We start from the raw sequence: 25,189 nt of genomic DNA, 5'->3' as shown, positions 1-25,189 counted from the left end.
GTGCGACAAGTCGACTGCAGTGAGACGGATTGTCGCGCTTTTTCGGATCCCGTGCCGGCAACTAATTGTTGCGTTTACCGCGATGATACCGACCCGTCACTCAATCCGTCACCAATTTGAAATGTTCGTCGCACCATCCCGTAATCCCGCCTGCCATAAGCTTCACGGGCCTTCCGAGGCGGGCCAGGCGCTGCGCTGCACGAGCGGCGCCATTGCAGTGCGGGCCGGCACAATAGACAACGAATATCGTATCGATTGGAAAATGCGATAGCGTCCCCGCGACGATCTTGCGGTGCGGAAGATTGATGGCGCCCCGGATATGTCCGGCGGCGAACTGCTCGGGACTGCGAACGTCGAGCAGGACGAAATCGGCCTGGCCCGAAGCGAGCGCGTGATGCACGTCCCAGCAATCGGTTTCGAACCGGAGCAGGTCGCTGAAGTGGGCCAGGGCGGCGGCGCTGTCGGCGGCGGGGATCTCGGTGACGTAGGACATGATGGTTCGGGTTCCTCTGGAATAAGTGTCCGAGTCCCCAGTATCGGCATCGCGGGCCCGGCCCGAAAGTGGCGCGATCGACAAGTTCCGGTAACATCGCGCCATGAAAGATCATCTCGTCGTGGCGCTCGCCTACGATCGCCTCTGCACCTTCGAATTCGGCTGCACGGTCGAGCTGTTCGCGCTGCCGCGCCCGGAGCTGGAGGTGGACTGGTATCGCTTCGCGGTCTGTGCTGCCGAGCCGGGGCCGATCCGCGCGGCCGGCGGCATCACGGTGGCCGCGCCCTACCGGCTGGCCATGCTCGATCGCGCCGACACGATCGTGATCCCCGGCTGGCGCGATCCCGACGAGGCGCCGCCCGAGGCGCTGCTGCGCAAGCTGCGCGCGGCCCACCGGCGCGGCGCGCGGCTCTGCTCGATCTGCTCGGGCGTGTTCGTGCTGGCCGCCGCCGGCGTGCTCGACGGCCTGGCCGTCACCACCCACTGGCGGTATGTGGAGCGCCTGCGCGCGCGTCATCCCTCGCTGCAGGTGAACCCCGACGCGCTGTATGTCGACCAGGGCGCGATCGTCACCTCGGCCGGCTCGGCCGCCGGGCTCGACATGCTGATGCACCTGGTGCGGCGCGACCACGGCAGCGCGATCGCCAACCGCGTGGCGCAGCGGCTGGTGCTGCCGCCGCATCGCGAGGGCGGCCAGGCGCAGTTCGTGCCGCGCCCGGTCGCGCCGGAAGGGCGGGACCGGCTCGCGCCGCTGATCGACTGGATGCGCGAGCACGCGGCCGAGCCGCACACGCTGGCGAGCCTGGCCGAGCGCGCGGCGATGAGCCCGCGCACGCTGCAGCGCCAGTTCCGCGAGGCGACCGGGCTGGCGCCCTATGCCTGGCTGATCCGCGAGCGCGTCGGGCTCGCCAAGGAGATGCTGGAGGCGAACCCGGCGCTGCCGCTGGCGCAGCTGGCCGAGCTGGCCGGCTTCGGCTCCGAGGAATCGCTGCGTCGCCACTTCCGGCGCGTCGCGGCCACCAGCCCCGCTGCGTACCGGCGCGATTTCGACGTGCGCTGAAGAGGCGCGGCGGTAGGCTGGGGGCGCGGCGCTCCACCGTGTTTGCACCGTCGAGCGGCAGATCCGCGGCAGACGCCCTTCGCGCCGCCCCGCAGCCGGCGGCTGCCGGGCGGTCGCAAGCGGTTTACCGTAGTCTCGTGCGCCGGCGCGCGTTTGCGCGAGATCGCCCGCCGCGCGAGCCCGCATCGGCGCTATCATCTTTTCTTCGTCCCCACCGGCCAGCACCATCATGACAAGCACCGCCGACACCGCCCTCGATCACCCGCGCCTGACCGATTTCGTCGAGCGCAAATGGAACGACGAGATCCTCCACCAACTGACCGACTACATCGCGATTCCCGCCAAGAGCCCGGCCTACGATCCCGACTGGCAGCAGCACGGCCTGCTCGAGCGCGTGGTGGTCGATGCCGCGCAATGGGCCGAGCGCCAGCCGGTGCGCGGGCTCACGCTGGAAATCGTGCGCCTGCCGGGCCGCACGCCGGTGATCTTCTTCGACGCGCCCGCCACGCGCTCCGGCACCACCGAGACGATCCTGCTCTACGGCCACCTCGACAAGCAGCCCGAATTCGACGGCTGGCGCGCCGACCTGGGCCCTTGGACGCCCAAGTACGAGAACGGCAAGCTCTATGGCCGTGGCGGCGCCGACGACGGTTACGCGATCTACGCCAGCATCACCGCGCTGGCCGCGCTCGACGCCCAGGGCGTGGAGCGCCCGCGCTGCGTCGGCCTGATCGAGACCTGCGAGGAATCGGGCAGCTACGACCTGCTGCCCTATGTCGACGCGCTGCGCGACCGGCTCGGCCAGGTCGGCCTGGTGGTCTGCCTCGATTCGGGCGCGGGCAACTACGACCAGCTGTGGCTGACCACCTCGCTGCGCGGCACGGTGGCGGGCGAGCTGCATGTCGAGGTGCTGGAGGAGGGCATGCACTCGGGCATGGGCGGCGGCATCGCGCCGTCGAGCTTCCGCATCATGCGGCAGTTGTTCGAGCGGCTGGAGGATTCGGCCAGCGGCAACCTGCTGCCGGGCGTGTTCCACTGCGAGATTCCCGAGAGCCGCGTGCGCGAGGCCGAGGCCACCGCCGCGATCCTCGGCGACCAGGTATGGAAGGGCCTGCCCTGGGCCTGCGGCCAGGACGGCCGACCGGTGCTGCCGACCACCAGCGACCCGCGCGAGGCGCTGCTCAACTCGACCTGGCGGCCCTCGCTGGCCGTCACCGGCGCGGCGGGCCTGCCGCCGCTGGAGAACGCCGGCAACGTGCTGCGCCCGAAGACGGTGTTCAAGCTCTCGCTGCGCCTGCCGCCGCTGGTCGACGCCGCCACGGCCGTGCAGGACCTGAAGCGCCTGCTCGAGCTCGAGCCGCCCTACAACGCCAAGGTCACCTTCAAGCCCGATTCGGGTGCCGCCACCGGCTGGAACGCGCCCGAGCTCGCGCCCTGGCTGGCCGGCTCGCTCGACGAGGCCTCGCGCCGCCACTTCGGCGCCGACTGCGCGTTCATGGGCATCGGCGGCACGATCCCGCTGATGAACGTGCTGCAGGCCGGTTTCCCGAAGGCGCAGTTCATGGTGTGCGGCGTGCTCGGGCCGAAGTCGAACGCGCACGGGCCCAACGAGTTCCTGCACGTGCCTTACGCGAAACGGCTGACCGCCGCGGTGGCCGACGTGATCGCCGCCGCGCGCTGAGCGCGCTCTGGAACCACGCAGGGGCGCGAGGCCGGATTGCCTCGCGCCCCTGCGCCGTATACCGGGCGCCTGCCGCCTATCGAGGACCACGAAGGATTCGTCTCATGTCCCAACCTGAAATCCGGCCGGGCGCGCTGCGCATCTCGACCGACAAGCGCGAGCTCGACGTCGACGCGATCCACGCCTTCCTGCACGATCACGCGCCCTGGTCGCTCGGCATCCCGCGCGAGGTGGTGCAGCAGTCGATCGACGGCTCGCTCTGCTTCGGCGCCTTCCTCGGCGAAACCTTCGTCGGCTTCGCGCGGCTCGTCACCGACCTGGCCACCTTCGCCTATCTCTGCGACGTGTTCGTGCTGCCCGAGCATCGCGGGCAGGGTCATGCGCGCACGCTGATCGACCAGGTCTTCGCCGACCCGCGCGTGAGCGGCCTGCGCCGCATCGCGCTGGTGACGAGCGACGCGCACGGGCTCTATGCGCCGGTGGGCTTCGTCGCGCCCGCGCATCCCGAGCGCTGGATGGAGCTGCATCGGCCCGAGGTGTATCGCCGGGCTTGAGCGCGCGGGCGCCTACAATACGCGCTTTGCACGCGGAGCCCGCCATGAGCGACCTGACCGAACAACAAGCCGAACAGCTTGCCACCCACCGCCACTACAAGGGCGGCCTCTATCGCGTGATCGGCGTCGCGCGTCATTCCGAAACCGACGAGGCGCTGGTGATCTACGAGCATGTCTGGCCGCACGAGCCGAGCCTGCGCGCGCGTCCCGAGGACAACTTCCACGGCACGCTGGAAGATGGCACGCCGCGCTTTCGCAAGCTGCGCGATTGAAGATTCGATGAGCGCGCGAGCGGCGCGGACCCTATCGGCCGGGCTGGCCCGGCGAGGAACTCGTCGTGACGCCGACTCGCTGCTGCGAGCCTTTTCAGCGCGCCGCGAGCGCGGCCTTCAACTCGCGCGGTGCGTTGCCGACCGCCAGCTCGGGCGTGCCGTGCCAATCGGCGAGCCGGCCGATCGCGCGGGCCACGTCGCCGGCCAGCCCGCTGCCGAGCCGCACCTGCGGCTCGAAGTGGACCGCCTTCAGTTCGAACACGCCCTGCGTGCGATGCGCCTTGGCGTCGACGCGGCCCACCAGGCGGCCGCGATGCAGGATCGGCAGGCAGAAATACCCATAGCGGCGCTTGTCCGCCGGCGTATAGCACTCGATCGTGTAGTCGAAGTCGAACAGCGCCGAGGCGCGCCGTCGGTCCCACACCACCGGGTCGAAGGGCGAGAGCAGGGTGGTGACCGAGGAGCGCAGCGTGCCGTCGGCGGCGCGCGCGAGCAGCGGCTCGAGGTCGCGATGCACGAAGACCTGTTCCTTCCAGCCTTCCACCGTCACCGGCAGCAACTGGCCCGCGTCGACCAGCGCATGCAGTTCGTCGCGATAGGCGCGCTTGGGCAGGCGATAGTAATCGGCCACCCAGTCGGCGCGTACCACGCCGAGCGCGCGGCAGGTTTGCTCGAGCAGCTGTGGCAGCACCATCTCGCGCGCGGGCAGGTCGCGCGCATCGTCCCAATGCGGCAGCACGCGTTCGAGCACGTCGTAGATGCGCTGGAAGTTCTGGCGCGCGGCCACCATCAGTTGCCCGGTCGAGAACAGCACCTCCAGGTGACGCTTCTCGGGCTTCCAGTCCCACCAGCCCGAGCCCTTGGCGCCATCCTCGCGCGCGAAGTCCGAGGAGCGCACCGGGCCCGTGTCGCGCACGCGCGCGAGCAGCGTATCGATCGACTCGCGGTGCAGCTCGTGCCAGTCCGCCGCGTATTTCCAGCCCATTCCCGCCGGGTTCAGCATCTTGTGGCGCATCAGCCCGAAGCTCTCGATCGGCAGGAAGCAGGCCTCGTGCGACCAGTATTCGAACAGGCTGGCCTCGGCCAGGTGCTCGTCGAGCCAGCGCTGCTCATAGGGGCCGAGGCGGCTGAACAGTACCAGGTAGGGGCTGCGCGCCACCACGTGGATGGTGTCGATCTGCAACTGCGCCATGCGGCGGATCGCATCCAGCACGTCGGCCTTCACGGCCTTGCGGCGCGGCGGCGCGAGCAGGCCTTGCGCGGCCAGGTGCAGGGAGCGGGCGGCGGAGAGCGGGAGGGTGGTCACGGGCGTGCGCGGAGCGGGGACGGAAGCCGTCACTGTAGCGCGATTCGATGGCCGCCGTTGCCGTCGACGCGGCGGCAGGGACGCGAAGACGCGACATGCTTGCTGCATCGGATCTGACAATCGTTGACAGACGCCCGAATCGAGTTTCCCTATAGTGACGTTCATGCCGTGACGGCCGCGATTCCACCGGATCGCGATTCGATCGGCGCCGGTTTTGCTCCCGACGCAACATATGTCAATGGCACGCAGGGAGTGAATCCGGGGAACGTGACTGTGTCGCCGCACCCGGAATCATTCGGCGGATATCCGAACGGCTCTCCAGGCCCGATGTGGATGTCCGCCGATTTCTTTTTGGCGCGAGCCGTTTTTTCCAGGGCCGCCGCGCCGCCTCTTTCCCGCCTGAATTCGAACCCGCCGATGCGATCGGCGTGCTCAGCCGCGCTTGCCGCGCGCGATCTCGTCGCCGGCGTTCGGCGCGAGGCGCCGCGTGATCGGGATCGAGGCGAACGAGCAGAGCCCCACCACCAGGAAGGCCGGCCAGAAATCCGACCACTGCACCGAAGGGTGGCCGCGCAGCGCGGCCGACAGGTGCAGCACGATGCCGGCCACCGTCACGCCCAGGCCCAGCGACATCTGCTGCACCACACTGCCGAGGCTGGTGGCGCGGCCGATGTCGCGCGGCTGGATCTCGGCGTAGATCACCGAGTTGAGGCTGGTGAACTGCAGCGCGGGGAAGATCCCGCCGACCAGCACGATCACCCAGATCACCCACACCGGCATGCCCGGGTAGAAGGTGCCGTACATCGCGATCGCGAGGCCCGCCAGCGCGGCATTGACCATCAGCACCCGGCGGAACCCGAACCGGCGCAGCAGGCGTTGCGAGAGCAGCCGCGAGAGCGTGCCGCCGACCGCCGAGGCGCAGGTGATCAGCCCCGAATCGAAGGCGCTCATGCCGAGTCCTTCCTGCAGCGTGAGCGGTAACAGGAACGGCACCGCGCCGAGCCCGATACGGAACAGCGAACCGCCCATCACGCTGGCGTTGAAGGTGGGGATCTTCAGGAAGCGCAGCTCGAGCACCGGCATTGTCGCGCGCCGCGCGTACAGCACGTAGCCGCCCAGCAGCAGCGCGCCGGCCACGCACATCAGCACCGCGTCGCGCGGGCTGATCAGCGCGCCGTCGAGCATGGTCAGGCCCATCAGCAGCAAGGAGGCGCCGGCCGCGGAAAGCAGGAATCCGAACCAGTCGAGCGGGCCCGGGTTCGCCTCGTGCGTGTTGGCGATGTACTTGTTGGCGAGGTAGATGCCGTAGATGCCGATCGGCACGTTGATGAAGAAGATCAGGCGCCAGTGCAGGTAGGTGGTGAGGAAGCCGCCCAGCAGCGGCCCCGCGGCCGGGCCGAACAAGGCGGGCAGGCTCAGGTAGTTCATGGCGCGGATCAGGTCCGCGCGCGGCACCGCGCGAAAGATGATGATGCGCCCGACCGGCACCATCATCGCGCCGCCCACGCCCTGCACGAAGCGCGCGAAGGTGAACAGCTCGAGATTGGTGGAGGCCGCGCACATCAGCGAGCCCACCACGAAGATGCCGATCGCGGTGCGGAACACCGTGCGCGCGCCGTAGCGGTCGGCCAGCCATCCGCAGATCGGGATGAACACGCCGAGCCCGACCACGTAGGCGGTGATCGCGATATTGAGAGTGACGGGGTTGTGGCCGAAGGCGCGTGCCATCGCGGGCAGCGCGGTGACGATGATGTTGGCGTCCACCGTCTCCATGAACAACGCGCAGGCGACGATCAGCGGTGCGATGAACGGATGGACTGCGAGCGGCATTGGGGATCGGCGCGCGGCAAAGCCGACATTATTGCATCGATCCCTCTGCCGGCGTTAGCGGAACCCTTCCCGTTCGAGCATCTGGGCGCATCTGGACGTATCGCCGCCGAACGCGTTGCGTACTGCATGGCGGGTTCGGGGCGTGTCGCGCGATTGCATCCCGTTGCTCGCCAATCGCCCGGGCTTCGAGGGCTGGCTCGCGCTCGACGCGGTTCTCGATGCTTTCGATGCGGCGATCCAGGATCGGTATGTCGCGCGGCACCTCGCGGGCGATGTGGGTCGCTGGTCGCGCGCCAGGGTTCGCGTGACGAATGGAACGCCATGTCGTGGATGCGTGCGCATCGATTTCCACCCGTCGCCGATCGCGTTCGCGAGGGCTGCAGCCAACTGTTTAGAATACGAGCGTTCGCTCATATTCGAAACGCCCTGCACCCAGCCCATGACGAAATCCCCCGCCAGGAACCACGTGACGCCGCGCAAGGCGCCGGTCCAGCGCCGTTCGGCGGCCACCGTCGAGGCGCTGGTCGAGGCCGCCGCGCGCATCCTGGAGCGCGAGGGGCTCGATGCCTACACCACCAATGCGGTGGCCGCGCGCGCCGGCGTCAGCATCGGCTCGCTCTACCAGTACTTCCCGAATCGCGATGCCCTGACGGCCGCGCTGATCGAGCGCGAGACCGGCGCGCTGCTCGCCGATTTCGATCGCGCGGTCGAGCTGCCCGATTGCGCCTCGATCCTCGCGGCGATGGTGCGGGCGGCCGTCGCGCACCAGTTGCGCCGTCCCGCGCTGGCCCGGCTGATCGACGTGGAGGAGCGGCGGCTGCCGGTGGAGGGCCGCGTGGGCTACGTGGCCGCGCGCGGGCTGGAAGCGATCGCGATCGCGTTCGGCAAGCCCGGTGCGCCGCCGCTCGCGGCGCCCGAGGTCGCGGCACGCGATGTGCTCGCGATGGTGCGGGGCATCACTGACATGGCGGGCGAGGCCGGTGAGACCGATGCCGCCGCGCTGGAGCGGCGCGCGCTGCGGGCGGTGTTCGGTTATCTGCGTGCGGAGCCCGGGCGGACGGGCTTGTGAGGCGCGAGCCAAGCATCTGATCCTGCCAGCGCGGGCGGCGCGCAAGGCATGACGCCTGCTCGCGCCGCGCGACTCGTGGGGCCACGCACGGCATCGTTTCGCCTGACAAGCTCGCAGAACTGCCGGCGCGGCCCGCGCCCGCCTCGGGCATCATCGGATTCCCGGAATTCATAACAAAGGACCGAAGATGGCCGTCATTCCAGCCCGACACGAGTCGAACCCTTCTCCGGAAGCCGCATTCGATCGCACAGCGAAACATTTCGCCGCGAACGCCCTCGCGCGCCGACCGAACCTGCCGCGCACGCTGCGCCGCCGCGCCAGCCTCGCCTTCGTGCTGGCCGCAGCCTGCGTCTCGCTGCCGGCCTGCTCCGACACGCAGCCCGTGGTGCGCCCCGGCGAGGACGCCGCCGCGCCGCCGCAGACGCGCCCGAGCGGCGTGCTGCCGCCGCCCAGCGAGCTGTACGGTGAACTGTTCACCGCCGTGCAGACCCAGCAGATCTATCCCGACCAGAAGACCTTCGTCGACACCACGCCCGATGCCGACGCGGCCACCATCATGCGGCTCTACGCGCAGCAGAAGGACGCGCCGGGCTTCTCGCTGCGCGACTTCGTCACCCAGCACTTCAAGCCGCCGGTCGACGCGGTGGTCACGCCGCCGGCGAACCAGACGCTGCGCGCGCATATCGACTGGTTGTGGCCGCACCTGACGCGCACCACCGAGGGCGCCTCGCCCAACGGCTCGCTGATCACGCTGCCCAAGCCCTACGTGGTGCCGGGCGGGCGCTTCCGCGAGGGCTACTACTGGGACAGCTACTTCACGATGCTGGGCCTGCAGGAAGCCGGCCGCGAGGACCTGGTCGACGACATGCTCGACAACTTCGCGCACCTGATCGATACCGTCGGCCATGTGCCGAACGGCAATCGCACCTACTACGCGAGCCGCTCGCAGCCGCCGTTCTTCGCCTACATGGTGGAGCTGGCCGCCGAGAAGGAAGGCAACGGCGTCTATCAGAAATACCTGCCGGCGCTGCGCAAGGAGTACGCGTACTGGATGCAGGGCGAGACCGGCACGGCGCGCGGCGCGGCCACCGCGCACGTGGTGACGATGCCCGACGGCGCGGTCCTGAACCGCTACTGGGATGCGAGCGCGACGCCGCGCGACGAGTCCTACCTGGAGGACGTGCAGACCGCGAAGTCGGCGGCTGGCCGGCCGGCTCCGGAAGTCTGGCGCGACCTGCGCGCGGGCGCCGAGAGCGGCTGGGATTTCAGTTCGCGCTGGCTCGGCGACGGCAAGACGCTGGCGACCATCCGCACCACCGCGATCGTGCCGATCGACCTGAACAGCCTGATGTACCACCTCGAGAAGACCATCGTGACGGGCTGCACGGTCACGCACGACGCGGCCTGCGTGGCCGACTTCTCGGCGCGCGCGTCGCGCCGCGACGCGGCGATCAATCACTGGCTGTGGAACGCGAACGGTTATTACGGCGACTACGACTGGCAGCTCGGCCAGCCGCGCGACGGCCTCACCGCGGCCGCGCTGTACCCGCTGTTCGCCGGCGTGGCCACGCCGGATCATGCGATCTCGACCGCCCAGCACGTGCGCGACACGCTGCTGCAACCGGGCGGGCTGGCCACCACCACGCAGAACACCGGGCAGCAATGGGACGCGCCGAACGGCTGGGCGCCGCTGCAGTGGATCGCCATCGAGGGGCTGTCGCGCTACGGCGAACGGCCGCTCGCCGACGAGATCGGCCAGCGTTTCCTGAAGGGCGTGAAGGGCGTCTACGCGAGCGAGGGCAAGCTGGTCGAGAAGTATGTGGTGGAAGGCTCCGGCGTGGGCGGCGGTGGCGGCGGCGAGTACCCGCTGCAGGACGGCTTCGGCTGGACCAATGGCGTGACCGCGAAGCTGCTCGATCGTTACGGGCAGTGAGCGGCGGCTGGAGGGAGGAGGGGCGCCGGCCAGGGTTTGCGTCGGCGCCCATGATCCGTCGCGGCCTGGTTGCGTGCACAGGCATCGATGGCGAGGCAGTCGCCGTGAGGCGGCGGGGTTGCGATGCCGCCGGGCGGCATCGCGAAGTCCTGGCGATCGACGCGCGAGTCGCGAGCGGCCCGCGCGTCGATCGGTGGAACTCAGGCGAAGGCGTGCGTGAGCGGCGCGCCCGGTTGCGGGCTGCGGCGCAGCGTCGGTTCGTCGTGCGGCTCGACATGCGTCATCGCCGCGCCGAACAGCACCAGCCGATAGCCGATCGAGTAGATCGGGATGATCCGCATGTTCTTGTCGTTGTCGAGCTTGAGCTTCGAACGGATGCGGGAAATATGGGTGTCGAGCGTGCGCGACGAGACGCCGAGTTCGCGGCCCCAGATGGCTTCCTGGATAGCCTGGCGCGGCACGATCTTGTTCATGTTGTCGAGCAGGAATTCGACCACGTCGAATTCGCGCGGCGTCATGTCGACCTGCTGGCCCTCGATCTCGATCGAGCGGCGGATGAAATTGATTTTTATGTTGTCGATGTACAGATACTTGCAATCCATGATGGTCCTCGCAATTAGTCTGATGGCCCCGGAGCGGAACGCCCTCTACTCTGCAATAAGCGGGCCAACGTGCGTGGTTCGGCGGAGTCGACTGGAAATTTTTCGCAAGCAACTGATTTAAAAGGAATTGTCGAGGTGGCTTCGGAAGCGTGAGGCCGGCTTCGCATTGGCCTGCATGGCGCGCTCGGCGCTCTGTTACGTAGCAAGGGGCGAATTGTTACGGCGCTGTTCCCCTGTGACGTAACGTCAAGGAACGTGAACGTTGCATCGAGCGAAACGTTTGCGCGAATTGGTATGAAGTGTGCAAATTTACGCCCGAAACGGTCGAGGATCGGCTCAGGGCCGCCCGACAAGGGACCGAAGGCGGTGGCGCGAGAGCGAGGAAGCTGGGGCAGCCCGGGATTCGCCGGGCCGGTTTCGGATCCGCCAAGGCGCGGCTTGCGCCGCATGCGAACCTGGCCCGCGAGAGAAAGGCGCCCGGCATCGCGCCGGGCGCCTTGATGATCGGCAGGTGAGGGCTTCGAACCCGCTGGCTGGAAACGAGCCGGCGAACGCGCCGCTCATGCGACTTCGGCGAGAAACTTCAGCGAACCACGGTGAAGCCGCGGTTCTCCGATTGCGTCGCGCAGCGATCGACGGCCTGCAGGTGCCATGCGCCGTCGGAGCTGCTGCTGCCGAGCAGCGCGGTGCCCTGGCCGGCATCGGCGGCGACGCCCATCACGCGATCGATCGACAGGCCCTGCAACCGGCACAGCGCTTCGTCGCCGTCGGCCGCGCAGAGCGCGACCGCGCCCTCGACATGCTTCACCTTCCCCCATTGCGGCAGATCGATGCCCTGATGCGCCTCGCGCGACCAGAGCTGCTCGTCGGTGTCGACCCACAGCACCGCATACGAGGCTTGGCGCGAAGTGGGTTGGCTGCTTGCGTTGATCCGTATCGTGAGGCGCATGGAATCGTCTCCTGGATGGCATGGATGAAGGCGGGAAGTAAACAGTCTAGAGGCCTCCCAGCTAAACACAAGATGGGTGCGCAATAAAATTGCCGCACTGGGCATGCAGCCGTCATAGGCTCGCTGCATCGGCCTCGGGAGCGAAATCGTTTGCGCATTTTCGTGCCTTATCGGGTGGATCATGTCGCGCGAAGAGGTGTGATGACTGGTGTGTCGCGGCGAGGTCCTGCGCGGGAATATCGATTCCCGAATCGATCGCTTGGGCGGCGGGGGCGCGATTGCTAGATTGGCCGTCTGCCTGTCGCTTCGTTCCCCTCGATTCCCTGCACGGAGATGCCGATGTCCACCCTCGACGCCACCACCCCGACCTCCGCCAACGCGCCGGCGGCACCCGCCGCCGCGCGCGCCCACGTGATCGCCTCCGACCAGGAGGCGCTGGCGGTGGCGCGCGAGTTGGCCGCGCGGCTGGCGGCCGGCGCGATCGAGCGCGACCGCGAGCGGCGCCTGCCGCGCGAGGAGATCGAGTGGTTCTCGCAATCGGGGCTGTGGGCGATCACGGTGCCGAAGGCGCATGGCGGCGCGGGCGTGTCCTTCGTGACGCTGACCGAGGTGGTCAAGCTGATCTCGGCAGCCGATCCCTCGCTCGGCCAGTTGCCGCAGAACCATTACGGCCTGGTCGACGTGATCGCGCTGACCGGCAGCGAGGCGCAGCAGCGCGCCTTCTTCGCCGAGGTGCTGGCCGGCCGCCGCTTCGGCAACGGCTTCTCGGAGCGCGGCACGAAGCACGTGCTCGATCTGAAGACCCGCATCGTGCGCGAGGGCGAGACCTGGCGCGTGAACGGCACCAAGTTCTACTCGACCGGCGCGCTGTTCGCCCACTACGTGCCGGTGCTCGGCCTCGACGAGGAACGGCAGGCCTGGCTCGCCTACATTCCGCGCGATACGCCGGGCCTCACGGTGATCGACGACTGGTCCGGCTTCGGCCAGCGCACCACGGCCAGCGGCACGGTCAGGCTAGAGGACGTGCGGGTGCCGGCCTCGCACGTATTTCCCGCGCAGCGCGTGTCGGACCAGCCGACCCTGAACGGGCCGATCTCGCAGATCATCCAGGCCGCGATCGACGCGGGCATCGCGCGCGCGGCGCTCGACGACACGCTGCGCTTCGTGCGCGAGCGCTCGCGCGCCTGGATCGACAGCGGCGTGGAGCGCGCCGCCGACGATCCGCTGACGCTGCGCGAGACCGGCAACCTGGTGATCCGCCTGCACGCGGCCGAGGCGCTGCTGGAGCGCGCGGCGCGCACGCTCGACGAGATCGCCACGCGCGGCGAGGTGAGCGAGGACGACGTGGCGCGCGCCTCGGTGGCGGTGGGCGAGGCCAAGGTGCTGACCACCGAGGCGGCCCTGCTGGCCGGCGAGAAGCTGCTGGAGCTGGCCGGCACCCAGGCGACGCTGGCCGAGCACGGCCTGGACCGTCACTGGCGCAATGCGCGCACGCATACGCTGCACGATCCGGTGCGCTGGAAGTATCACCTGGTCGGCAACTACTACCTGAACGGCGTGAAGCCGGCGCGTCACGCCTGGAATTGACGAAGCCGCGCGCGACGGCATCGCGTCATGACGAACAGACTCGTCGGTCCAGCGGAAGCGGGCGGGCAATCGTGCGGCGGCCCGGCGAGGCGCGGGCGGAGAGGGGAGCGGATCGCGGCGCTGGCCGCGCGCTCAGTTGGGCGAGGCGACTTCGAGCAGGCGGTCGAGCGCGGAGTAGACGTCGCGCAGCGTATCCGAGCCCAGTTGCTGTTCGAGCTGACGGTACTGGTCGTCGATGCGCGGCCCGATCCGGCGCACCAGTTGGCGGCTGCGCTCGGTCAGCGCGACCAGCAGGCGGCGCTGGTCCTCGGTGGAGCGCATGCGCGTGATCATGCCGTCGCGTTCGAGCCGCTCGAGCACGCCGGTGAGGCTCGGGCTCAGGATGCAGCAGCGTTTCGCGATCTGCCCGGCTTCCAGCTCGCCCTTCGGCTCGCCATCGAGCAGGCGGATGATCCGCCACTGCTGCTCGGTCAGGGAGACTTCCTTGAGGATCGGGCGGAAGCGTCCGATCAGCGTCTCACGAGCCTCGAGCAGCAGCATCGTCAGATTGCGATGGTCAATCGTGCGATTCATGTAAATCGATTCGGGTGTTGCAGGCAGGGAAACAATCTTAACAGGAGGATATGTTTCCGAGGCACTCCGGTTCGATGAAATTCGTGCGTATTTGTGCGCGGATTCGTGAATGGATTCGTCAGATCGCGGCAAGCACTGTTAAAGGTTTTCGTTGTGCTTACGAGGCCGGCTTTACGGATTCGGCAAAAAAACGCGGCGGCCGTGAAGGCCGCCGCGTTTTTTCCGCGAACGATCGTGCGCTTTGGCGGCGCCTCGACGGCACCTCATGGGCGCATCGCTCAGAAGCGCTGCTGGATGCCGAGCGTGGCGCCTACCTGGTTGCTCGCGTAGCCGACCAGGTCGCGCGACACGCTGGTGTTCTGGCCGTGCCGCGCGAAGGCGAAGCCGCCCGAGGCGAACAGCACGGTGCGCTTGGACAGCGCGTAGTTCGCGCGCAGCGAGACCAGGGTCGGGTCGGCGTCGGTGCCGCCCTTGAGGTCCTGGTGGTAGACGGCCGCGATCAGCGTGAAGGTCGGCGTGAACTGGTAGGAGCCGCCCAGCCAGTAGGTGTCGCTCAGTTGCGTGACGTCGCCGGCATGCAGGCTGCGGCGGTAGTTGCGATACCCGGCCATGGTCTTGAGCTTGCCGAAGTCGTAGCTGAGCGCCGCGTGGATCTGCTGCGCGTAGTTGACCGGGTCGGCCGGCAGCACGCTGTCGTTGGCGCCGTTCTGGCGGTCGAAGGTCAGTACCGCGGCGAACGGGCCATGCTCGTAGCCGCCGGCCACGCCGTATTTCGAGCTGGTCTTGACGCTGCCCGGCGTGTTGCCGAGGCCGACCATCGCGCCGAAGCGGAAGTCGCCGAACTCGCCGTCGTAGCGCACCGCGTTCGAGGCGCGCGTGAACAGGCCGTCCTTGCGGTTGCCGCTGGCCGTCGAGCTGGTTGCCCAGGAGTAGTTCTGCGCGTAGCCCATCGGGTCGAAGGGCAGCACGTAGTCGTAGGTGACCGTGAAGTTGCGCCCGAGCGTGAGCTCGCCCCACTTGCCCTTGAGGCCGACCACGGCGCGGCGGCCGAAGATCGAATCGGCGCCGTCGTCGAGCGTGCCGTTGGCGATGTCGATGCCGCTCTCGAGCCGGAACACCGCCTGCAGGCCGCCGCCCAGGTCCTCGACGCCGCGCAGGCCCCAGCGCGAGGTGTTCTTGGTGCCCGAGCGCAGCTTGAAGCTGTCGCCGCCCCGGGGCGCGGCATGGCTGGTGTATTCGAGGCCGGCGTCCATGATCCCGTAGAGGGTGACCGAGGAGGCGGCCTGCGCGGCGCAGGGGGCCAGCGTGAGCGCGGCGGCGATGGCGGCGGCCAGCGGCGCGGGCGCGCGGCGATGGCGCGGGCGGAAAAGCGGGTTCATGCGGTGATGTCTCCAGTCTGGTTGTTATCGATTGATGAGGACTGCGATAAGAGCGGGTGATGCGACATGGTTCGTGAAGGACCGCGCTCGATCGTCCCGCGGACGACGGCTGCCGGCCCGGCGCGGCGGGCCGGCAGCCTGAAGCGAGGCGGGCGAGGCCTCAGCCCGCCGAGGCGAAGGCCCAGCAGTCGTTGGCCGGGAACTCCAGCCAGTGCGGGCCGGCCGCGCGCGGCACCTGGCCGAACGCGCGCAGCCGCAGCGCGCCACAATGGAACAGGTACTCCCAGCGATCGCCGAGATACATCGAGGTGACGAGCTCGGCCGGCAGGCGGTTCGCGCCGGGCGCGTCGGCCACCTGCACGCGTTCGAGGCGGATCACCGCCTGCGCCGGCTGGCCCGGCGCGAGCGCCTCGCGCGCCAGCGCCTGCAACTGCCAGCCTTCGCCGGCCAGCGTGACGCGCTCGCCGGCCACCGCCTCGACACGCGCGTCCAGCCGGTTGTTGCTGCCCATGAACTCGGCCGTGTAGAGCGTGCGCGGCGCGCCATAGAGTTCGGCCGGCGTGCCTTCCTGCTCGATGCGCCCGTTGCGCAGCAGCAGGATGCGGTCCGACATCGCCATCGCCTCGGCCTGGTCGTGCGTGACGCACAGCGCCGACAGCCCCAGCGAGACGATCAGCTCGCGCAGCCAGGCGCGCGCCTCCTCGCGCAGCTTCGCGTCGAGGTTCGAGAGCGGCTCGTCGAGCAGGATCACGGGCGGGTTGTAGACCAGCGCGCGCGCGATCGCCACGCGCTGCTGCTGGCCGCCGGAAAGCTGGTGCGGATAGCGGCCGGCGAGATGGCCGAGGCCGAGCTGGTCGAGCGCGGCCTGCACGCGCTGGCGCGTCTCGGCGGCCGACACGCGGCGCAGCTTGAGGCCGTAGCCGACGTTGTCGGCCACGGTGCGATGCGGCCACAGCGCGTAGGACTGGAACACCAGCCCGAGCGAGCGCTCCTCGACCGGCAGGTTCAGGCCGCGCGCGCCGTCGAAGAAGGCGCGCGCATCGAGCGTGATGCGGCCGGCATGCGGCTGTTCGAGGCCCGCCACCGCGCGCAGCAAGGTGGTCTTGCCGCTGCCCGAGGCGCCGAGCAGGCAGACCACCTCGCCGGCCTTCAGTTCGAACGACACGCCCTTGAGGATCGGGTTGCTGCCGTAGCTGAGATGGAGATCGTCGACGCTGAGCTTATCCATGAAGTTTGACTCCGAAACGCAGGGCCACGCCGAGACCGGCGCCGACCATCGCGATGTTGATGACGGACAGGGCGGCCACCTGGTCGACGGCGCCGGTTGCCCACAGCGAGACCAGCAGCGCGCCGATCACCTCGGTCCCCGGCGAGAGCAGGTAGACGGCGGTCGAGTATTCGCGCTCGAAGATCATGAAGATCAGCAGCCAGGCGGCCAGCAGGCCGAAGCGCACCAGCGGCAGGGTGACGTCGAGCGAGACGCGCGCGCGGCTCGCGCCGACACTGCGGCCGGCTTCCTCCAGTTCCGGGCCGACCTGCAGTAGCGCGCTCTGGATCAGGCGCATGCCGTAAGCGAGCCAGACCACGGTGTAGGCCACCCAGATGCTCCACATCGAGTTCTTCAACTCGCGCAGGCCCGGCACGAACAGGAAGATCCACAGGAAGGCCAGGCCCGCCAGCAGCCCCGGCACCGCGCGCGGCAGCAGCACCAGGTAGTCGAGCAGGCGCGTGGCCCAGTCGTGGCGGCGATGCCCGGCGAAGGCCACCAGCGTGTAGAAGCCGATCGCCAGCGCGCCGCCGATCACGCCGATGCCGAGCGTGTTGAGGATCGCGCGCACCAGGTTGTCCTGCTCGAACAGCTCGACGAAGTTGGCCAGCGTGAGCACCTCGGCCAGCGCCACGCCCTCGCCCCAGTTGGTGACGAAGGCACGCAGCACGATGCCCGAGATCGGCACCACCACGGTCAGCGCCAGCCAGGCGATCACGATCGCCAGCGCCAGCCACCGCCAGCCGCCCAGCGGCAGCACGGTGGCGCGCCCGGCCTTGCCCTTGACCGTGACGAAACGGTTCGCGCTCCTGAGCAGGCGGCGCTGCAGCAGCACCAGCGGGAAGGTGATCGCGACGATGCAGATCGCCACCGCCGCCATCAGGTGGTAGGACGGCACGCCGAGCTTGTTGGTGAGCTTGTAGAGGTAGGTGGCCAGCACCAGGTGGCCTTCCGGATCGCCCAGCACCAGCGGCAGCCCGAACACCTCGAAGCCGAGGAAGAACACCAGCACGCCGGCGAACAGCAGGGCCGGCATGGTCATCGGCAGGCTCACGTCGAGCGCCACGCGAAACGGCCGGGCGCCCGTCACGCGCGCGGCTTCCTCGACGTCCGAGCCGAGGTTGCGCAGCGCCGCCGAGGCATACAGGTAGACGTGCGGCACGTGGGTCAGGCCGACGATCAGCGTGATCGCGGCAATCGAGTAGATCTGCCAGGGCAGCGTCTGCAGGCCCGTCAGTTCCTTGAACCAGACCGAGTAGAAGCCCACCGGGCCGGCCGCCACCACGTAGCCGAAGGCCAGCACCATCGGCGAGACGAACACCGGCGTGAGCAGCAGCGGTTCGAGCCAGCGGCGCCCCGGCAGGTCGGTGCGCACCATCAGGAAGGCCAGGATGCCGCCCAGCGGGATCGAGATGAACAGCATGCCGCCCGCGATCGTGAAGGAATTGCGCACCGCCGACCAGAAGTCGGGATCGCTGAAGATGAAGCGGAAGCCGTCCAGGCCGAAGCTGCGATTGGCGTCGAAGAACGGCGCCGACAGCAAGCTCTGGAACAGGATGAAGCCGAGCGGCAGCGCGACCGCGACGGTCAGCACCGCGACCACGAGCCAGCGCAGCATGCCGGCCAGCGGCCTGAGGCCGCCGCGGCGCGGCACGGGAATCGCGGCGCCGGCGCGCGTGGATGGCGCCGCGTCGGCGGCACCGGGAGGACTGGTGGTGAGCATGAGTTCGCCCCTGCGGCCGCGCGGGCCGCATCGTATGAAGTGGGTGGGGAGCGCCCGCGCCCCCGCACGGGGCGCGGGCAGGCGAGGGCGCCGCCGCGGGGCGATGCCCCGCGTTCAGCGCCGGCCGTCTAGCGCTTGATGGCCTGCTGCCATTGCTTGAGGAAGGCCAGGCGCTTGGACTGGTCGAGATAGACCAGCAGGCCCGCGCCGATCTGGATCGGCTTGAGCGAATCGCCGAGCGACTTGGTGAGCGCCGTCATCGAGGTCTCGCCCTGCACGTCGCCGCGGATCGAGTAGAGGTTGGCCTGGTTCGCGATCAGCGTCTGGCCGCGCTGCGAGAGCAGGTAGTCGACCCACAGCTTCGCCGCGTTGGGGTTCTTGGCCTGCTTCGAGATGGTGGCCAGGCGGCTCACCACCTGGGTGTAGTCGCGCGGGAACACGTAGCCGATCGACTTGTCCTTCTTCGCCTTGGCATAGGCATACGAGCCGATGATGTTGTAGCCGATCAGGTTCTCGCCCGAGGAGATCCGCTCCATCATCGCGCCGGTGCTCGACTGCAGCTTCGGCCCGGTCGCGCCGATCGCGCGCACCAGCTCCCAGGTGACGGTCTCGTTGACGTGCGCGTCCTGGGTCAGGTAGTTGAAGCCGACGCCCGACTTCTCGATGTCGTAGGTGGTGACCTTGCCCTTGAAGCGCTCGGGCTGCGACTGCAGCAGCTTGATCAGCTCGGCGCGCGTCTTCGGCACCTCGTTGTCGGCGATCAGGCGCTTGTTGTAGACGATCGCCAGCGGCTCGAAGGTGGTGCCGTAGGCCTGCTTCTGGTACTGCGCCCAGCCGGGGATGTGGCTGGTCTCGGGCGAATCGTAGCTGGCCATCAGGCCGTCGTTGACGAGCTTGATCTGCAGGTCCATCGCCGAGCTCCACAGCACGTCGGCGCTGGTGCTCTTCGCCGCGTTCTCGCTGATGTAGCGGTTGTACAGCTCGGTGCTGTTCATGTCGTTGTACTCGACCTTGACGCCGTACAGGCTCTCGAAGTCCTTGATCAGCGGGCGCACCAGGCTGGTGTCGGTGGTCGAGTAGACGATCAGCCGGCCTTCCTGCTTCGCGGCGTCGATCACGCCCTGGTAGTTACCCGGATAACCGGCCGGCACCTGCGCTTCCACGACGCCGGCGGCGAGCAGGGCGGCGGTGGCCAGAACGGCCGCGCGGCCTGTCTTTGCGTGCTGCATGTCTTCCTCCAGATGAAACCCCGGGCGGGATTGTGTTCGTTTGTGTGACGCGGATCGTAAGCGGCGGGCACTTTCAGTCTGCTTTCGTTTCGGGCCACAATAGCGTCCGTTTCGTCATGGATTTCCCGAGGTCGCGATGCGCGTGCTGCTGGTCGAAGACAATCCCTCCCTGGCGCAGTCGCTCACCGACGCGCTGGCGGCCGCGCGTTTCGCCGTCGATCACATGGCCGACGGCGAGGCCGCCGACCACCTGCTGCGCACCCAGGACTACGCGCTGGTGATCCTCGACCTGGGCCTGCCCAAGCTCGACGGGCTGGAGGTGCTGCGGCGCCTGCGCGCGCGCCGCAACGCGGTGCCGGTGCTGATCCTGACCGCGCACGGCTCGGTCGAGGATCGCGTGCGCGGCCTCGACCTCGGCGCCGACGACTATCTCGCCAAGCCCTTCGAGCTGACCGAGCTGGAGGCGCGCGCGCGGGCCCTGATCCGCCGCAGCAACGGCCACGAGCAGACCCGCGTGGCCTGCGGGCCGCTCGAGTTCGACAGCGTCGACGGCGGCTTTCGCCTGGCCGGCGAGCCGCTGGCGCTGACGCCGCGCGAGCGCGCCGTGCTGGAGGTGCTGATCCTGCGCAACGGCCGCGCGATCAACAAGGAGGCGCTCTCGGAGAAGATCTTCGGCATCGACGAATCGGTCAACGCCGATGCGATCGAGATCTACGTCTACCGGCTGCGCCGCAAGCTGGAAGGCCGCGGCGTGGCGATCGTCACGCTGCGCGGGCTCGGCTACCTGCTGGAAGCGAAGGACCCATGCGTCGCCTGAACCTGCGCATGCAGGTCGCGCTGTGGCTGCTCGCGCCGCTGCTCGGCCTGCTCGCGCTCGATTCCTGGCTGACCTACCAGCGCGCGATGAGCGCCGCGCACCACGCCTTCGATCGGACCCTGGCCTCCTCGCTGAAGTCGATCCGCGAGGGCGTGCGCCTGGACCAGGGCGAGGTGATCGTCGACCTGCCCTACCTGGCGCTGGAGATGTTCGAGTCCAACGACGGCGGCAAGATCTACTACCAGATCCGCGAGGACGGCGGCCGCAACGTGACCGGCTATCCGGACCTGCCGCAGCCCGAGGCGAATGCCGAGCCGTTCCAGCCGGTGTTCTACGACGCGCCCTATCGCGGCGAGCAGTTGCGCATGGCCGCGCTGCGCCTGCCGGTGCACGACGTGCCGACCGCGCAGACGCGCCTGGTGCGCGTGCTGGTGGGCGAGACCATCGAGGCACGCCAGGCGCTGGCGCGCGAGATCCTGACAGGCTCGCTCAAGCAGGAGGCGCTGCTGATCGTGCTGGCGCTCGGCATCGTCTGGTTCGGCGTGTCGCGCGGGCTGCGGCTGCTGTCGCGGCTGTCGGCCGCGGTGGCCGCGCGTGCCGAGGACGATCCCGCGCCGCTGCCGGCCGACGGCCTGCCCAGGGAGATCGCGCCGCTGGTCGAGTCGATCAACCAGTACATCGCGCGCATCCAGCGCATGCAGGTGGCGCGGCGGCGCTTCTTCGCCGATGCCGCGCATCAGTTGAAGACGCCGCTGGCCGCCGTGCAGGCCGGCGTCGAGCTGGCGCAGCGGCCCGCCGAGGCACCGCGCGCGAGCGGCCATCTGCGGCGCGCCGGGCTGGCGGTGCGGCAGGCCGCGAAGCTGGTGCAGCAGTTGCTGTCGCTGTCGCGGCTCGAATCGGACGGCGGCGCCGCGCTGGAGCGCCGCCGCGTGGCGCTGCACCGGCTCGCGCGCAGCAGCACGCTCGACTGGTCGCCGGTGGCGCGCGCCCACGGCATCGACCTGGGCTTCGAGCACGAGGCCGACGTCGAGGTGGTCGCGCGCGCCGATCTGCTGGCCGACCTGATCGGCAACCTGGTCGACAACGCGATCCGCTACGCCGGCGACGGCGCGGTGATCACGGTGCGGATCGGCCGGGAGGGCGGGCAGGCTCGGCTCGACGTGATCGACGACGGCCCCGGCATCGCCAGCCAGGAGCGCGAGGCCGTGTTCGAGCGCTTCTATCGCAGCTCGGCGACGGAATCGGTGGAGGGTTCGGGGCTGGGCTTGTCGATCGTGCGGGAGATCGTGCGCGTGCACGAGGGCGAGATCGCGCTGGGCGATGCGCCGGGCGGCGGGCTGGTGGTGACGGTGCGGCTGCCGCTCGCGCCGGCGGCCCTGCCGGAGCGGGCGGAGCCGGGCACGGGCGCCGCCTAGCCGGATCGGCGAGGTGGTTGCGGGCGCAACCGTCCCGCAACCGTCCCGCGATCGCCGCCGCGCCGGGCTCAGGCGTCGAAGCCGATTTCCGCCTCGAGCGGCTGGCCCACTTCCAGCACGCGCGGGCCGGCGCCGCTGTCGGCCACCACCAGCACGCCATGCTTGCCGAAGGTCAACTGGCCGTCGAAGCGCTCGCTGGCGCGATAGCCGCTCATGGTGTCGAGCGGTTCGTGCGGATGCTGCGGGTTCGGGCCGCCGAGCGCCTGGTCGACGTCGGGCACCGGGCAGCGCGTGCAGAGCTTGACCAGCCGCAGCCGGATCGGGCCGCTCGCGGCCTCGATGTCGAGATGCTCGACGTAATCCTCTTCATAGGCATCGAGCCCGCTGATCACCAGGTTGGGCCGGAACCGGTTCATCGGCACGGCAGGCACGCCGCGCTGGCCGAGCCGCGCGTTCAGGTCGTCCAGCGAGGCCTGGCCGATCACCATCACCGGGAAGCCGTCGGCGAATTGCGTGTGGGTGCTGAGCTCGCCGGTCCACTTGCGGGTCACCTCGCGGCGCACCTCGGGCGCGAAGCGCACCAGTCGAACCGTCAGGCCGAGGAAGGCGCTGAACCAGCGCGCGGTGGCCTCGCCCGTGTCCAGCGCCTCCATGCTGTCCTTCCAGACCGTCACCGACAGGCGCGGCGCGTCGCCGAGCGCGCGCGCGTCGAGCGGCGTGCGCAGCGGCGGCATGCCGGGCGCCTCGACCAGCAATTCGGTTTCGCCGATCGCGATCTTCACCAGCGCCAGGCGCGGATGCGTGCGCTGCGTGATCATCGAGCCCGAGGGTTCGACGATCAGCCAGGCGCGGTCGTATTCGAGGCCGCTTTCGAGCAGGGTCGCGTGCGTGAGCGAGATGCCCGCGCAGGATTTGATGGGATAGACGAACAGTTCGCTGAGGGTCGGCATGGAGGCGGCGCGGCAGGGGCGCGATGGCGGGCGGCAATCCGGGATTTTGCCAGATCGGCGGCGCGCGGTCGCGGCGACGTTGCGCTTGCGTCGCCGGCAGCCGCTCGCCGAACCGTCGCGCGCCGCCCGCCGCCCGCCGAAGCGCCGAGCACGCTGACGCGGCGTCGACGCTCCGCGCGTGGCCGCCAGCACGCGGCGGCGAGCGCCCGAGCACCATGCCTTGCTCGGGCCACGCTCGCTCAGGCCGAGCCGAGCGGGAAACCGCGGTCGAAGGTCGGGCCGACGTCGAGCGGCTGGCGCAGCATGCCGACCTTGCGATAGAAGTCGGCGGTGGCTTGCTGCTCGGCCACCAGCAGCGCGTCGATCGGCAGCCACTGGGTGGCGCGCCGCTCGAACTGCAGCCTGGCGGCCGCCTCGGGGATGCCGATGATGCGCGCCAGCGTGGCCGAGAACGCGTCGGCGTGGCGATAGGACCAGCGCTGCGCGCCTGCCACGCGCCGCACGAAGTCCTGCAGCACCGCGCGCTTGCCGTCGATCGCCGTATCGGTGGCGGCGATGTAGCTGAGCCCCGAGGACAGGCCGCGCCCGTTGACCAGCACGCGCGCGCGCCCGCTGGTCTCGGCCAGCGCCGTGTAGGGCTCCCAGGTCGCCCAGGCGTCGATCGAGCCGGTGGCCAGCGCGAGCATGGTGTCGGCCGGCGGCAGGAAGCGGAAGTCCACCGCGCTGGGCGGCAGCCCCGCCGCGTCGAGCGCCTTGAGCGTCACGTAGTGGCCGATCGAGCCGCGCGTGGTGCCCACGCGCTTGCCCTTCAGGTCGGCGGCGCCGCGCATGGCCGCGTCGGGCCGCACCATCACGGCGGTGCCGTAGGCGTCCGAGCGGTTCGCCGCGATCGCCTTGACGCGCGCGCCCGAGGACAGCGCGAAGATCAGCGGCGCATCGCCAATCGGGCCGCAATCGACGGCGGCCGCGTTGAGTGCCTCGGCCAGCGGCGCCGCGGCCGGAAATTCGGTCCACTGGATATCGTAGGGCAGGCCGCCGAGGGCATTGGCGGCCTCCAGCAGCGCGCGCAGGCCGCCTTTCTGGTCGCCGGCCTTCAGCACCGGGCGCGGGCCGGATTGCGCGAAGGCCGTCGCGCCGAGCGCGGGCAGCAGGGCGAGGCCGGTACCGGCGGCGCCCGATTGCAGGAAGCGTCGTCGGCTGGTGGAGCGGGGCGGGTTCATGGCGTGATGGGTCCTTGGGGATGGGAGGGGAGTATTCGTGCCGGCGTGACGGGGTTCGGGGCTGCGCCGGAGGCTCAGTGCGCTCAGTGCGTGTAACCGCCCTCGATGTCGGCCACCGGCTCGGCGTCGATCCGCGCCAGCAGCGTGTCGATGCCGCCGGCCGAGGTCCGGCTTTCTCGCGCGGCCGTCGTGCTGGTCGCGCCGCACATCAGGTTCGCGTCGGACCAGCGCGTGCCGGGCGCGGCCACCGCGCGCAGCCAGCCGCCGCGATCGGCGATCAGCTCGGTGCCGGCGAAGGCATCGGGGGCGCGGTTCGCGATCGTCGCGAAGATCCGCCAGGCGCCCGGCGCGATGGCCGTGCAGCTCGCGCGCGGGCCATGCGCGCCGTCGCGCGGCGGCGCGGGCGGCTGGCCGTCGCGGGTGAGCAGCAGGGTCTGCCAGCGCGCGTCCTCGAAGGGCGGCGGCGCGGCATCGTCGAGCGCGACCAGGCGCACGCGCTGGCCGCTGCGCCATTGCGCGAGCGGCAGCGGCGCGCCGTCGGCGCAGCGCACCTCGAGCGCGGGCAGCGCGAGCGGCACCGGCCAGCCCTCGCCGCTGGCGCCGCCGCCCGCCGCCGACAGCACGCGCAGGTAGGCCAGGGTGGCCCAGATCTCGCGATCGTCGAGGCTGGCGCCGAAGGCCGGCATCGTCACGGCGCCCTGGCGATCGCGCATGCCGCTCGCGACATGCTGGAACAGTTCGCCGTCGAGCCGCCGCGCCAGCAGCGGGCCGGCCAGGGTGGGCGGCCAGACCGGCAGCGAATCGGCGCGCGGGCCGTCGCCGCGCCCGCTCGCGCCATGGCAGGCCAGGCAATGTTGCGCGTACAACGAAGCGCCCTGCGCGAGCGTGTCGATCGAGAACGGCAGCGGCGAGCGCTGGAAGCTGGTGGGCGTGGCGGCGGTCAGCCACAGCGCCGTCGGCGGCCAGGGCGCGAGCCAGGCGCAGGCCAGCGCGAGCGCCGCCAGCGGCAGCCGCGCGCGGCGCGCGAGCAGGGCCGCCAGCGCGAGAATCAGCGCGGCGCTGCTGGCGATCAAGGCCAGGCCGAGCCGGCGCGCCAGGCCGCGGTCGATCGCCAGCGTCTCGGTCGCCACGCGTCGCGCCCAGGGCCAGGCCGGCTGGCCGTGGCTGCTGCCGGCCAGCCCGAGCCGGTCGGCCAGCGCGCCAAGCAGGACCTGGGCCTCGTGCAGCGTGGCGAGCAGCGGATTGAGCCAGGCCTCGGGTGCCGCCAGGCTCATCGCAAC

Annotated in this window: 22 protein-coding genes; 9 read left to right on the top strand and 13 right to left on the bottom strand. The window is 69.9% G+C overall.

The window, feature by feature from the left end; all coding sequences use genetic code 11:
* Nucleotides 1-100 precede the first annotated feature (100 nt).
* Entirely contained in the window at nucleotides 101-493 is a 393-nt protein-coding gene (locus BM43_RS10590) for a rhodanese-like domain-containing protein (protein ID WP_036055621.1), read from the bottom strand.
* A gap of 103 nt (nucleotides 494-596) precedes the next feature.
* Here BM43_RS10590 and ftrA point away from each other — a divergent pair, with 103 nt between their 5' ends.
* From ftrA to BM43_RS10570, 4 genes are all read left to right on the top strand, one after another.
* Nucleotides 597-1,553, top strand: coding sequence for a transcriptional regulator FtrA (gene ftrA, locus BM43_RS10585; protein WP_017919807.1), 957 nt, complete (start codon nucleotides 597-599; stop codon nucleotides 1,551-1,553).
* 229 nt (nucleotides 1,554-1,782) lie between these two features.
* On the top strand, nucleotides 1,783-3,234 hold the full coding sequence (locus tag BM43_RS10580) for a M20 family metallopeptidase (protein WP_013691098.1): 1,452 nt from the start codon (nucleotides 1,783-1,785) through the stop codon (nucleotides 3,232-3,234).
* A gap of 104 nt (nucleotides 3,235-3,338) precedes the next feature.
* Entirely contained in the window at nucleotides 3,339-3,788 is a 450-nt protein-coding gene (locus BM43_RS10575) for a GNAT family N-acetyltransferase (RefSeq protein WP_036055622.1), read from the top strand.
* A gap of 53 nt (nucleotides 3,789-3,841) precedes the next feature.
* Nucleotides 3,842-4,060: a DUF1653 domain-containing protein gene (locus BM43_RS10570; RefSeq protein WP_025097557.1), complete on the top strand. Its 219-nt coding sequence runs from the start codon at nucleotides 3,842-3,844 to the stop codon at nucleotides 4,058-4,060.
* A 94-nt stretch (nucleotides 4,061-4,154) separates the two neighbouring features.
* On the opposite strand, the gene BM43_RS10565 is transcribed toward BM43_RS10570, so the two are convergent.
* A complete protein-coding gene (locus BM43_RS10565; protein WP_036057163.1) occupies nucleotides 4,155-5,366 on the bottom strand; it encodes a winged helix-turn-helix domain-containing protein in 1,212 nt (403 codons plus the stop codon).
* A 432-nt stretch (nucleotides 5,367-5,798) separates the two neighbouring features.
* Complete coding sequence (locus BM43_RS10560) at nucleotides 5,799-7,196, bottom strand: MFS transporter (protein WP_013691094.1); 1,398 nt, start codon at nucleotides 7,194-7,196, stop codon at nucleotides 5,799-5,801.
* Between the two features lie 439 nt (nucleotides 7,197-7,635).
* Here BM43_RS10560 and BM43_RS10555 point away from each other — a divergent pair, with 439 nt between their 5' ends.
* Together BM43_RS10555 and treA are read left to right on the top strand one after the other, a co-directional pair.
* Nucleotides 7,636-8,265, top strand: a complete 630-nt coding sequence (locus BM43_RS10555; RefSeq protein ID WP_036057164.1) for a TetR/AcrR family transcriptional regulator — start codon at nucleotides 7,636-7,638, stop codon at nucleotides 8,263-8,265.
* A gap of 187 nt (nucleotides 8,266-8,452) precedes the next feature.
* A complete protein-coding gene (treA, locus tag BM43_RS10550; RefSeq protein ID WP_036055623.1) occupies nucleotides 8,453-10,198 on the top strand; it encodes an alpha,alpha-trehalase TreA in 1,746 nt (581 codons plus the stop codon).
* Nucleotides 10,199-10,398: 200 nt separating this feature from the next.
* Here the strand turns inward: treA and BM43_RS10545 are convergent, their stop codons facing one another.
* Both BM43_RS10545 and BM43_RS10540 read right to left on the bottom strand, forming a co-directional pair.
* A complete protein-coding gene (locus BM43_RS10545) occupies nucleotides 10,399-10,800 on the bottom strand; it encodes a winged helix-turn-helix domain-containing protein (protein WP_013691091.1) in 402 nt (133 codons plus the stop codon).
* Nucleotides 10,801-11,383: 583 nt separating this feature from the next.
* Nucleotides 11,384-11,749 (bottom strand): DUF3564 family protein, encoded by a 366-nt coding sequence (locus BM43_RS10540; RefSeq protein WP_036055625.1) that lies wholly within the window; start codon nucleotides 11,747-11,749, stop codon nucleotides 11,384-11,386.
* Nucleotides 11,750-12,088: 339 nt separating this feature from the next.
* On the opposite strand from BM43_RS10540, the gene BM43_RS10535 reads away from it, so the two are divergent.
* Complete coding sequence (locus BM43_RS10535) at nucleotides 12,089-13,336, top strand: SfnB family sulfur acquisition oxidoreductase (RefSeq protein WP_036057165.1); 1,248 nt, start codon at nucleotides 12,089-12,091, stop codon at nucleotides 13,334-13,336.
* Between the two features lie 132 nt (nucleotides 13,337-13,468).
* Here BM43_RS10535 and hpaR read toward each other — a convergent pair whose 3' ends face one another.
* The 5 genes from hpaR to BM43_RS10510 form a co-directional block, all read right to left on the bottom strand.
* Nucleotides 13,469-13,909 (bottom strand): homoprotocatechuate degradation operon regulator HpaR, encoded by a 441-nt coding sequence (hpaR, locus tag BM43_RS10530; RefSeq protein WP_025097549.1) that lies wholly within the window; start codon nucleotides 13,907-13,909, stop codon nucleotides 13,469-13,471.
* A gap of 278 nt (nucleotides 13,910-14,187) precedes the next feature.
* A complete protein-coding gene (locus tag BM43_RS10525; protein ID WP_036055626.1) occupies nucleotides 14,188-15,288 on the bottom strand; it encodes a porin in 1,101 nt (366 codons plus the stop codon).
* 160 nt (nucleotides 15,289-15,448) lie between these two features.
* Nucleotides 15,449-16,516: an ABC transporter ATP-binding protein gene (locus tag BM43_RS10520; RefSeq protein ID WP_013691086.1), complete on the bottom strand. Its 1,068-nt coding sequence runs from the start codon at nucleotides 16,514-16,516 to the stop codon at nucleotides 15,449-15,451.
* Complete coding sequence (locus tag BM43_RS10515) at nucleotides 16,509-18,278, bottom strand: ABC transporter permease (protein ID WP_036055627.1); 1,770 nt, start codon at nucleotides 18,276-18,278, stop codon at nucleotides 16,509-16,511. The genes BM43_RS10520 and BM43_RS10515 overlap by 8 nt, the downstream gene beginning before the upstream one ends.
* Nucleotides 18,279-18,406: 128 nt before the next feature.
* Complete coding sequence (locus tag BM43_RS10510) at nucleotides 18,407-19,507, bottom strand: ABC transporter substrate-binding protein (protein WP_036055628.1); 1,101 nt, start codon at nucleotides 19,505-19,507, stop codon at nucleotides 18,407-18,409.
* Between the two features lie 136 nt (nucleotides 19,508-19,643).
* Here BM43_RS10510 and BM43_RS10505 point away from each other — a divergent pair, with 136 nt between their 5' ends.
* Together BM43_RS10505 and BM43_RS10500 are read left to right on the top strand one after the other, a co-directional pair.
* Nucleotides 19,644-20,324, top strand: a complete 681-nt coding sequence (locus BM43_RS10505; RefSeq protein WP_025097544.1) for a response regulator — start codon at nucleotides 19,644-19,646, stop codon at nucleotides 20,322-20,324.
* Complete coding sequence (locus tag BM43_RS10500; RefSeq protein ID WP_045577448.1) at nucleotides 20,312-21,739, top strand: sensor histidine kinase; 1,428 nt, start codon at nucleotides 20,312-20,314, stop codon at nucleotides 21,737-21,739. Before BM43_RS10505 ends, BM43_RS10500 begins: the two co-directional genes overlap by 13 nt.
* Nucleotides 21,740-21,807: 68 nt before the next feature.
* Here the strand turns inward: BM43_RS10500 and BM43_RS10495 are convergent, their stop codons facing one another.
* The 3 genes from BM43_RS10495 to BM43_RS10485 form a co-directional block, all read right to left on the bottom strand.
* A complete protein-coding gene (locus tag BM43_RS10495; RefSeq protein WP_036055630.1) occupies nucleotides 21,808-22,689 on the bottom strand; it encodes an MOSC domain-containing protein in 882 nt (293 codons plus the stop codon).
* A 239-nt stretch (nucleotides 22,690-22,928) separates the two neighbouring features.
* Entirely contained in the window at nucleotides 22,929-23,909 is a 981-nt protein-coding gene (locus BM43_RS10490; protein WP_036055631.1) for an ABC transporter substrate-binding protein, read from the bottom strand.
* A gap of 83 nt (nucleotides 23,910-23,992) precedes the next feature.
* On the bottom strand, nucleotides 23,993-25,183 hold the full coding sequence (locus BM43_RS10485) for a c-type cytochrome (protein ID WP_036055632.1): 1,191 nt from the start codon (nucleotides 25,181-25,183) through the stop codon (nucleotides 23,993-23,995).
* Nucleotides 25,184-25,189 lie beyond the last annotated feature (6 nt).

Origin of the sequence: Burkholderia gladioli, from assembly GCF_000959725.1 — a bacterium.
GTDB lineage: Bacteria > Pseudomonadota > Gammaproteobacteria > Burkholderiales > Burkholderiaceae > Burkholderia > Burkholderia gladioli.
This window is presented reverse-complemented; position numbering and strand designations above follow the sequence as displayed.

What these genes read in the sequence shown, in the direction of transcription:
- BM43_RS10590 (WP_036055621.1), bottom strand. Translation starts at nt 493, where the DNA reads ATGTCCTACGTCACCGAGATCCCCGCCGCCGACAGCGCCGCCGCCCTG.
- ftrA (WP_017919807.1), top strand. Translation starts at nt 597, where the DNA reads ATGAAAGATCATCTCGTCGTGGCGCTCGCCTACGATCGCCTCTGCACC.
- BM43_RS10580 (WP_013691098.1), top strand. Translation starts at nt 1,783, where the DNA reads ATGACAAGCACCGCCGACACCGCCCTCGATCACCCGCGCCTGACCGAT.
- BM43_RS10575 (WP_036055622.1), top strand. Translation starts at nt 3,339, where the DNA reads ATGTCCCAACCTGAAATCCGGCCGGGCGCGCTGCGCATCTCGACCGAC.
- BM43_RS10560 (WP_013691094.1), bottom strand. Translation starts at nt 7,196, where the DNA reads ATGCCGCTCGCAGTCCATCCGTTCATCGCACCGCTGATCGTCGCCTGC.
- BM43_RS10555 (WP_036057164.1), top strand. Translation starts at nt 7,636, where the DNA reads ATGACGAAATCCCCCGCCAGGAACCACGTGACGCCGCGCAAGGCGCCG.
- treA (WP_036055623.1), top strand. Translation starts at nt 8,453, where the DNA reads ATGGCCGTCATTCCAGCCCGACACGAGTCGAACCCTTCTCCGGAAGCC.
- BM43_RS10545 (WP_013691091.1), bottom strand. Translation starts at nt 10,800, where the DNA reads ATGGATTGCAAGTATCTGTACATCGACAACATAAAAATCAATTTCATC.
- BM43_RS10540 (WP_036055625.1), bottom strand. Translation starts at nt 11,749, where the DNA reads ATGCGCCTCACGATACGGATCAACGCAAGCAGCCAACCCACTTCGCGC.
- BM43_RS10535 (WP_036057165.1), top strand. Translation starts at nt 12,089, where the DNA reads ATGTCCACCCTCGACGCCACCACCCCGACCTCCGCCAACGCGCCGGCG.
- hpaR (WP_025097549.1), bottom strand. Translation starts at nt 13,909, where the DNA reads ATGAATCGCACGATTGACCATCGCAATCTGACGATGCTGCTGCTCGAG.
- BM43_RS10525 (WP_036055626.1), bottom strand. Translation starts at nt 15,288, where the DNA reads ATGAACCCGCTTTTCCGCCCGCGCCATCGCCGCGCGCCCGCGCCGCTG.
- BM43_RS10520 (WP_013691086.1), bottom strand. Translation starts at nt 16,516, where the DNA reads ATGGATAAGCTCAGCGTCGACGATCTCCATCTCAGCTACGGCAGCAAC.
- BM43_RS10515 (WP_036055627.1), bottom strand. Translation starts at nt 18,278, where the DNA reads ATGCTCACCACCAGTCCTCCCGGTGCCGCCGACGCGGCGCCATCCACG.
- BM43_RS10510 (WP_036055628.1), bottom strand. Translation starts at nt 19,507, where the DNA reads ATGCAGCACGCAAAGACAGGCCGCGCGGCCGTTCTGGCCACCGCCGCC.
- BM43_RS10505 (WP_025097544.1), top strand. Translation starts at nt 19,644, where the DNA reads ATGCGCGTGCTGCTGGTCGAAGACAATCCCTCCCTGGCGCAGTCGCTC.
- BM43_RS10500 (WP_045577448.1), top strand. Translation starts at nt 20,312, where the DNA reads ATGCGTCGCCTGAACCTGCGCATGCAGGTCGCGCTGTGGCTGCTCGCG.
- BM43_RS10495 (WP_036055630.1), bottom strand. Translation starts at nt 22,689, where the DNA reads ATGCCGACCCTCAGCGAACTGTTCGTCTATCCCATCAAATCCTGCGCG.
- BM43_RS10490 (WP_036055631.1), bottom strand. Translation starts at nt 23,909, where the DNA reads ATGAACCCGCCCCGCTCCACCAGCCGACGACGCTTCCTGCAATCGGGC.
- BM43_RS10485 (WP_036055632.1), bottom strand. Translation starts at nt 25,183, where the DNA reads ATGAGCCTGGCGGCACCCGAGGCCTGGCTCAATCCGCTGCTCGCCACG.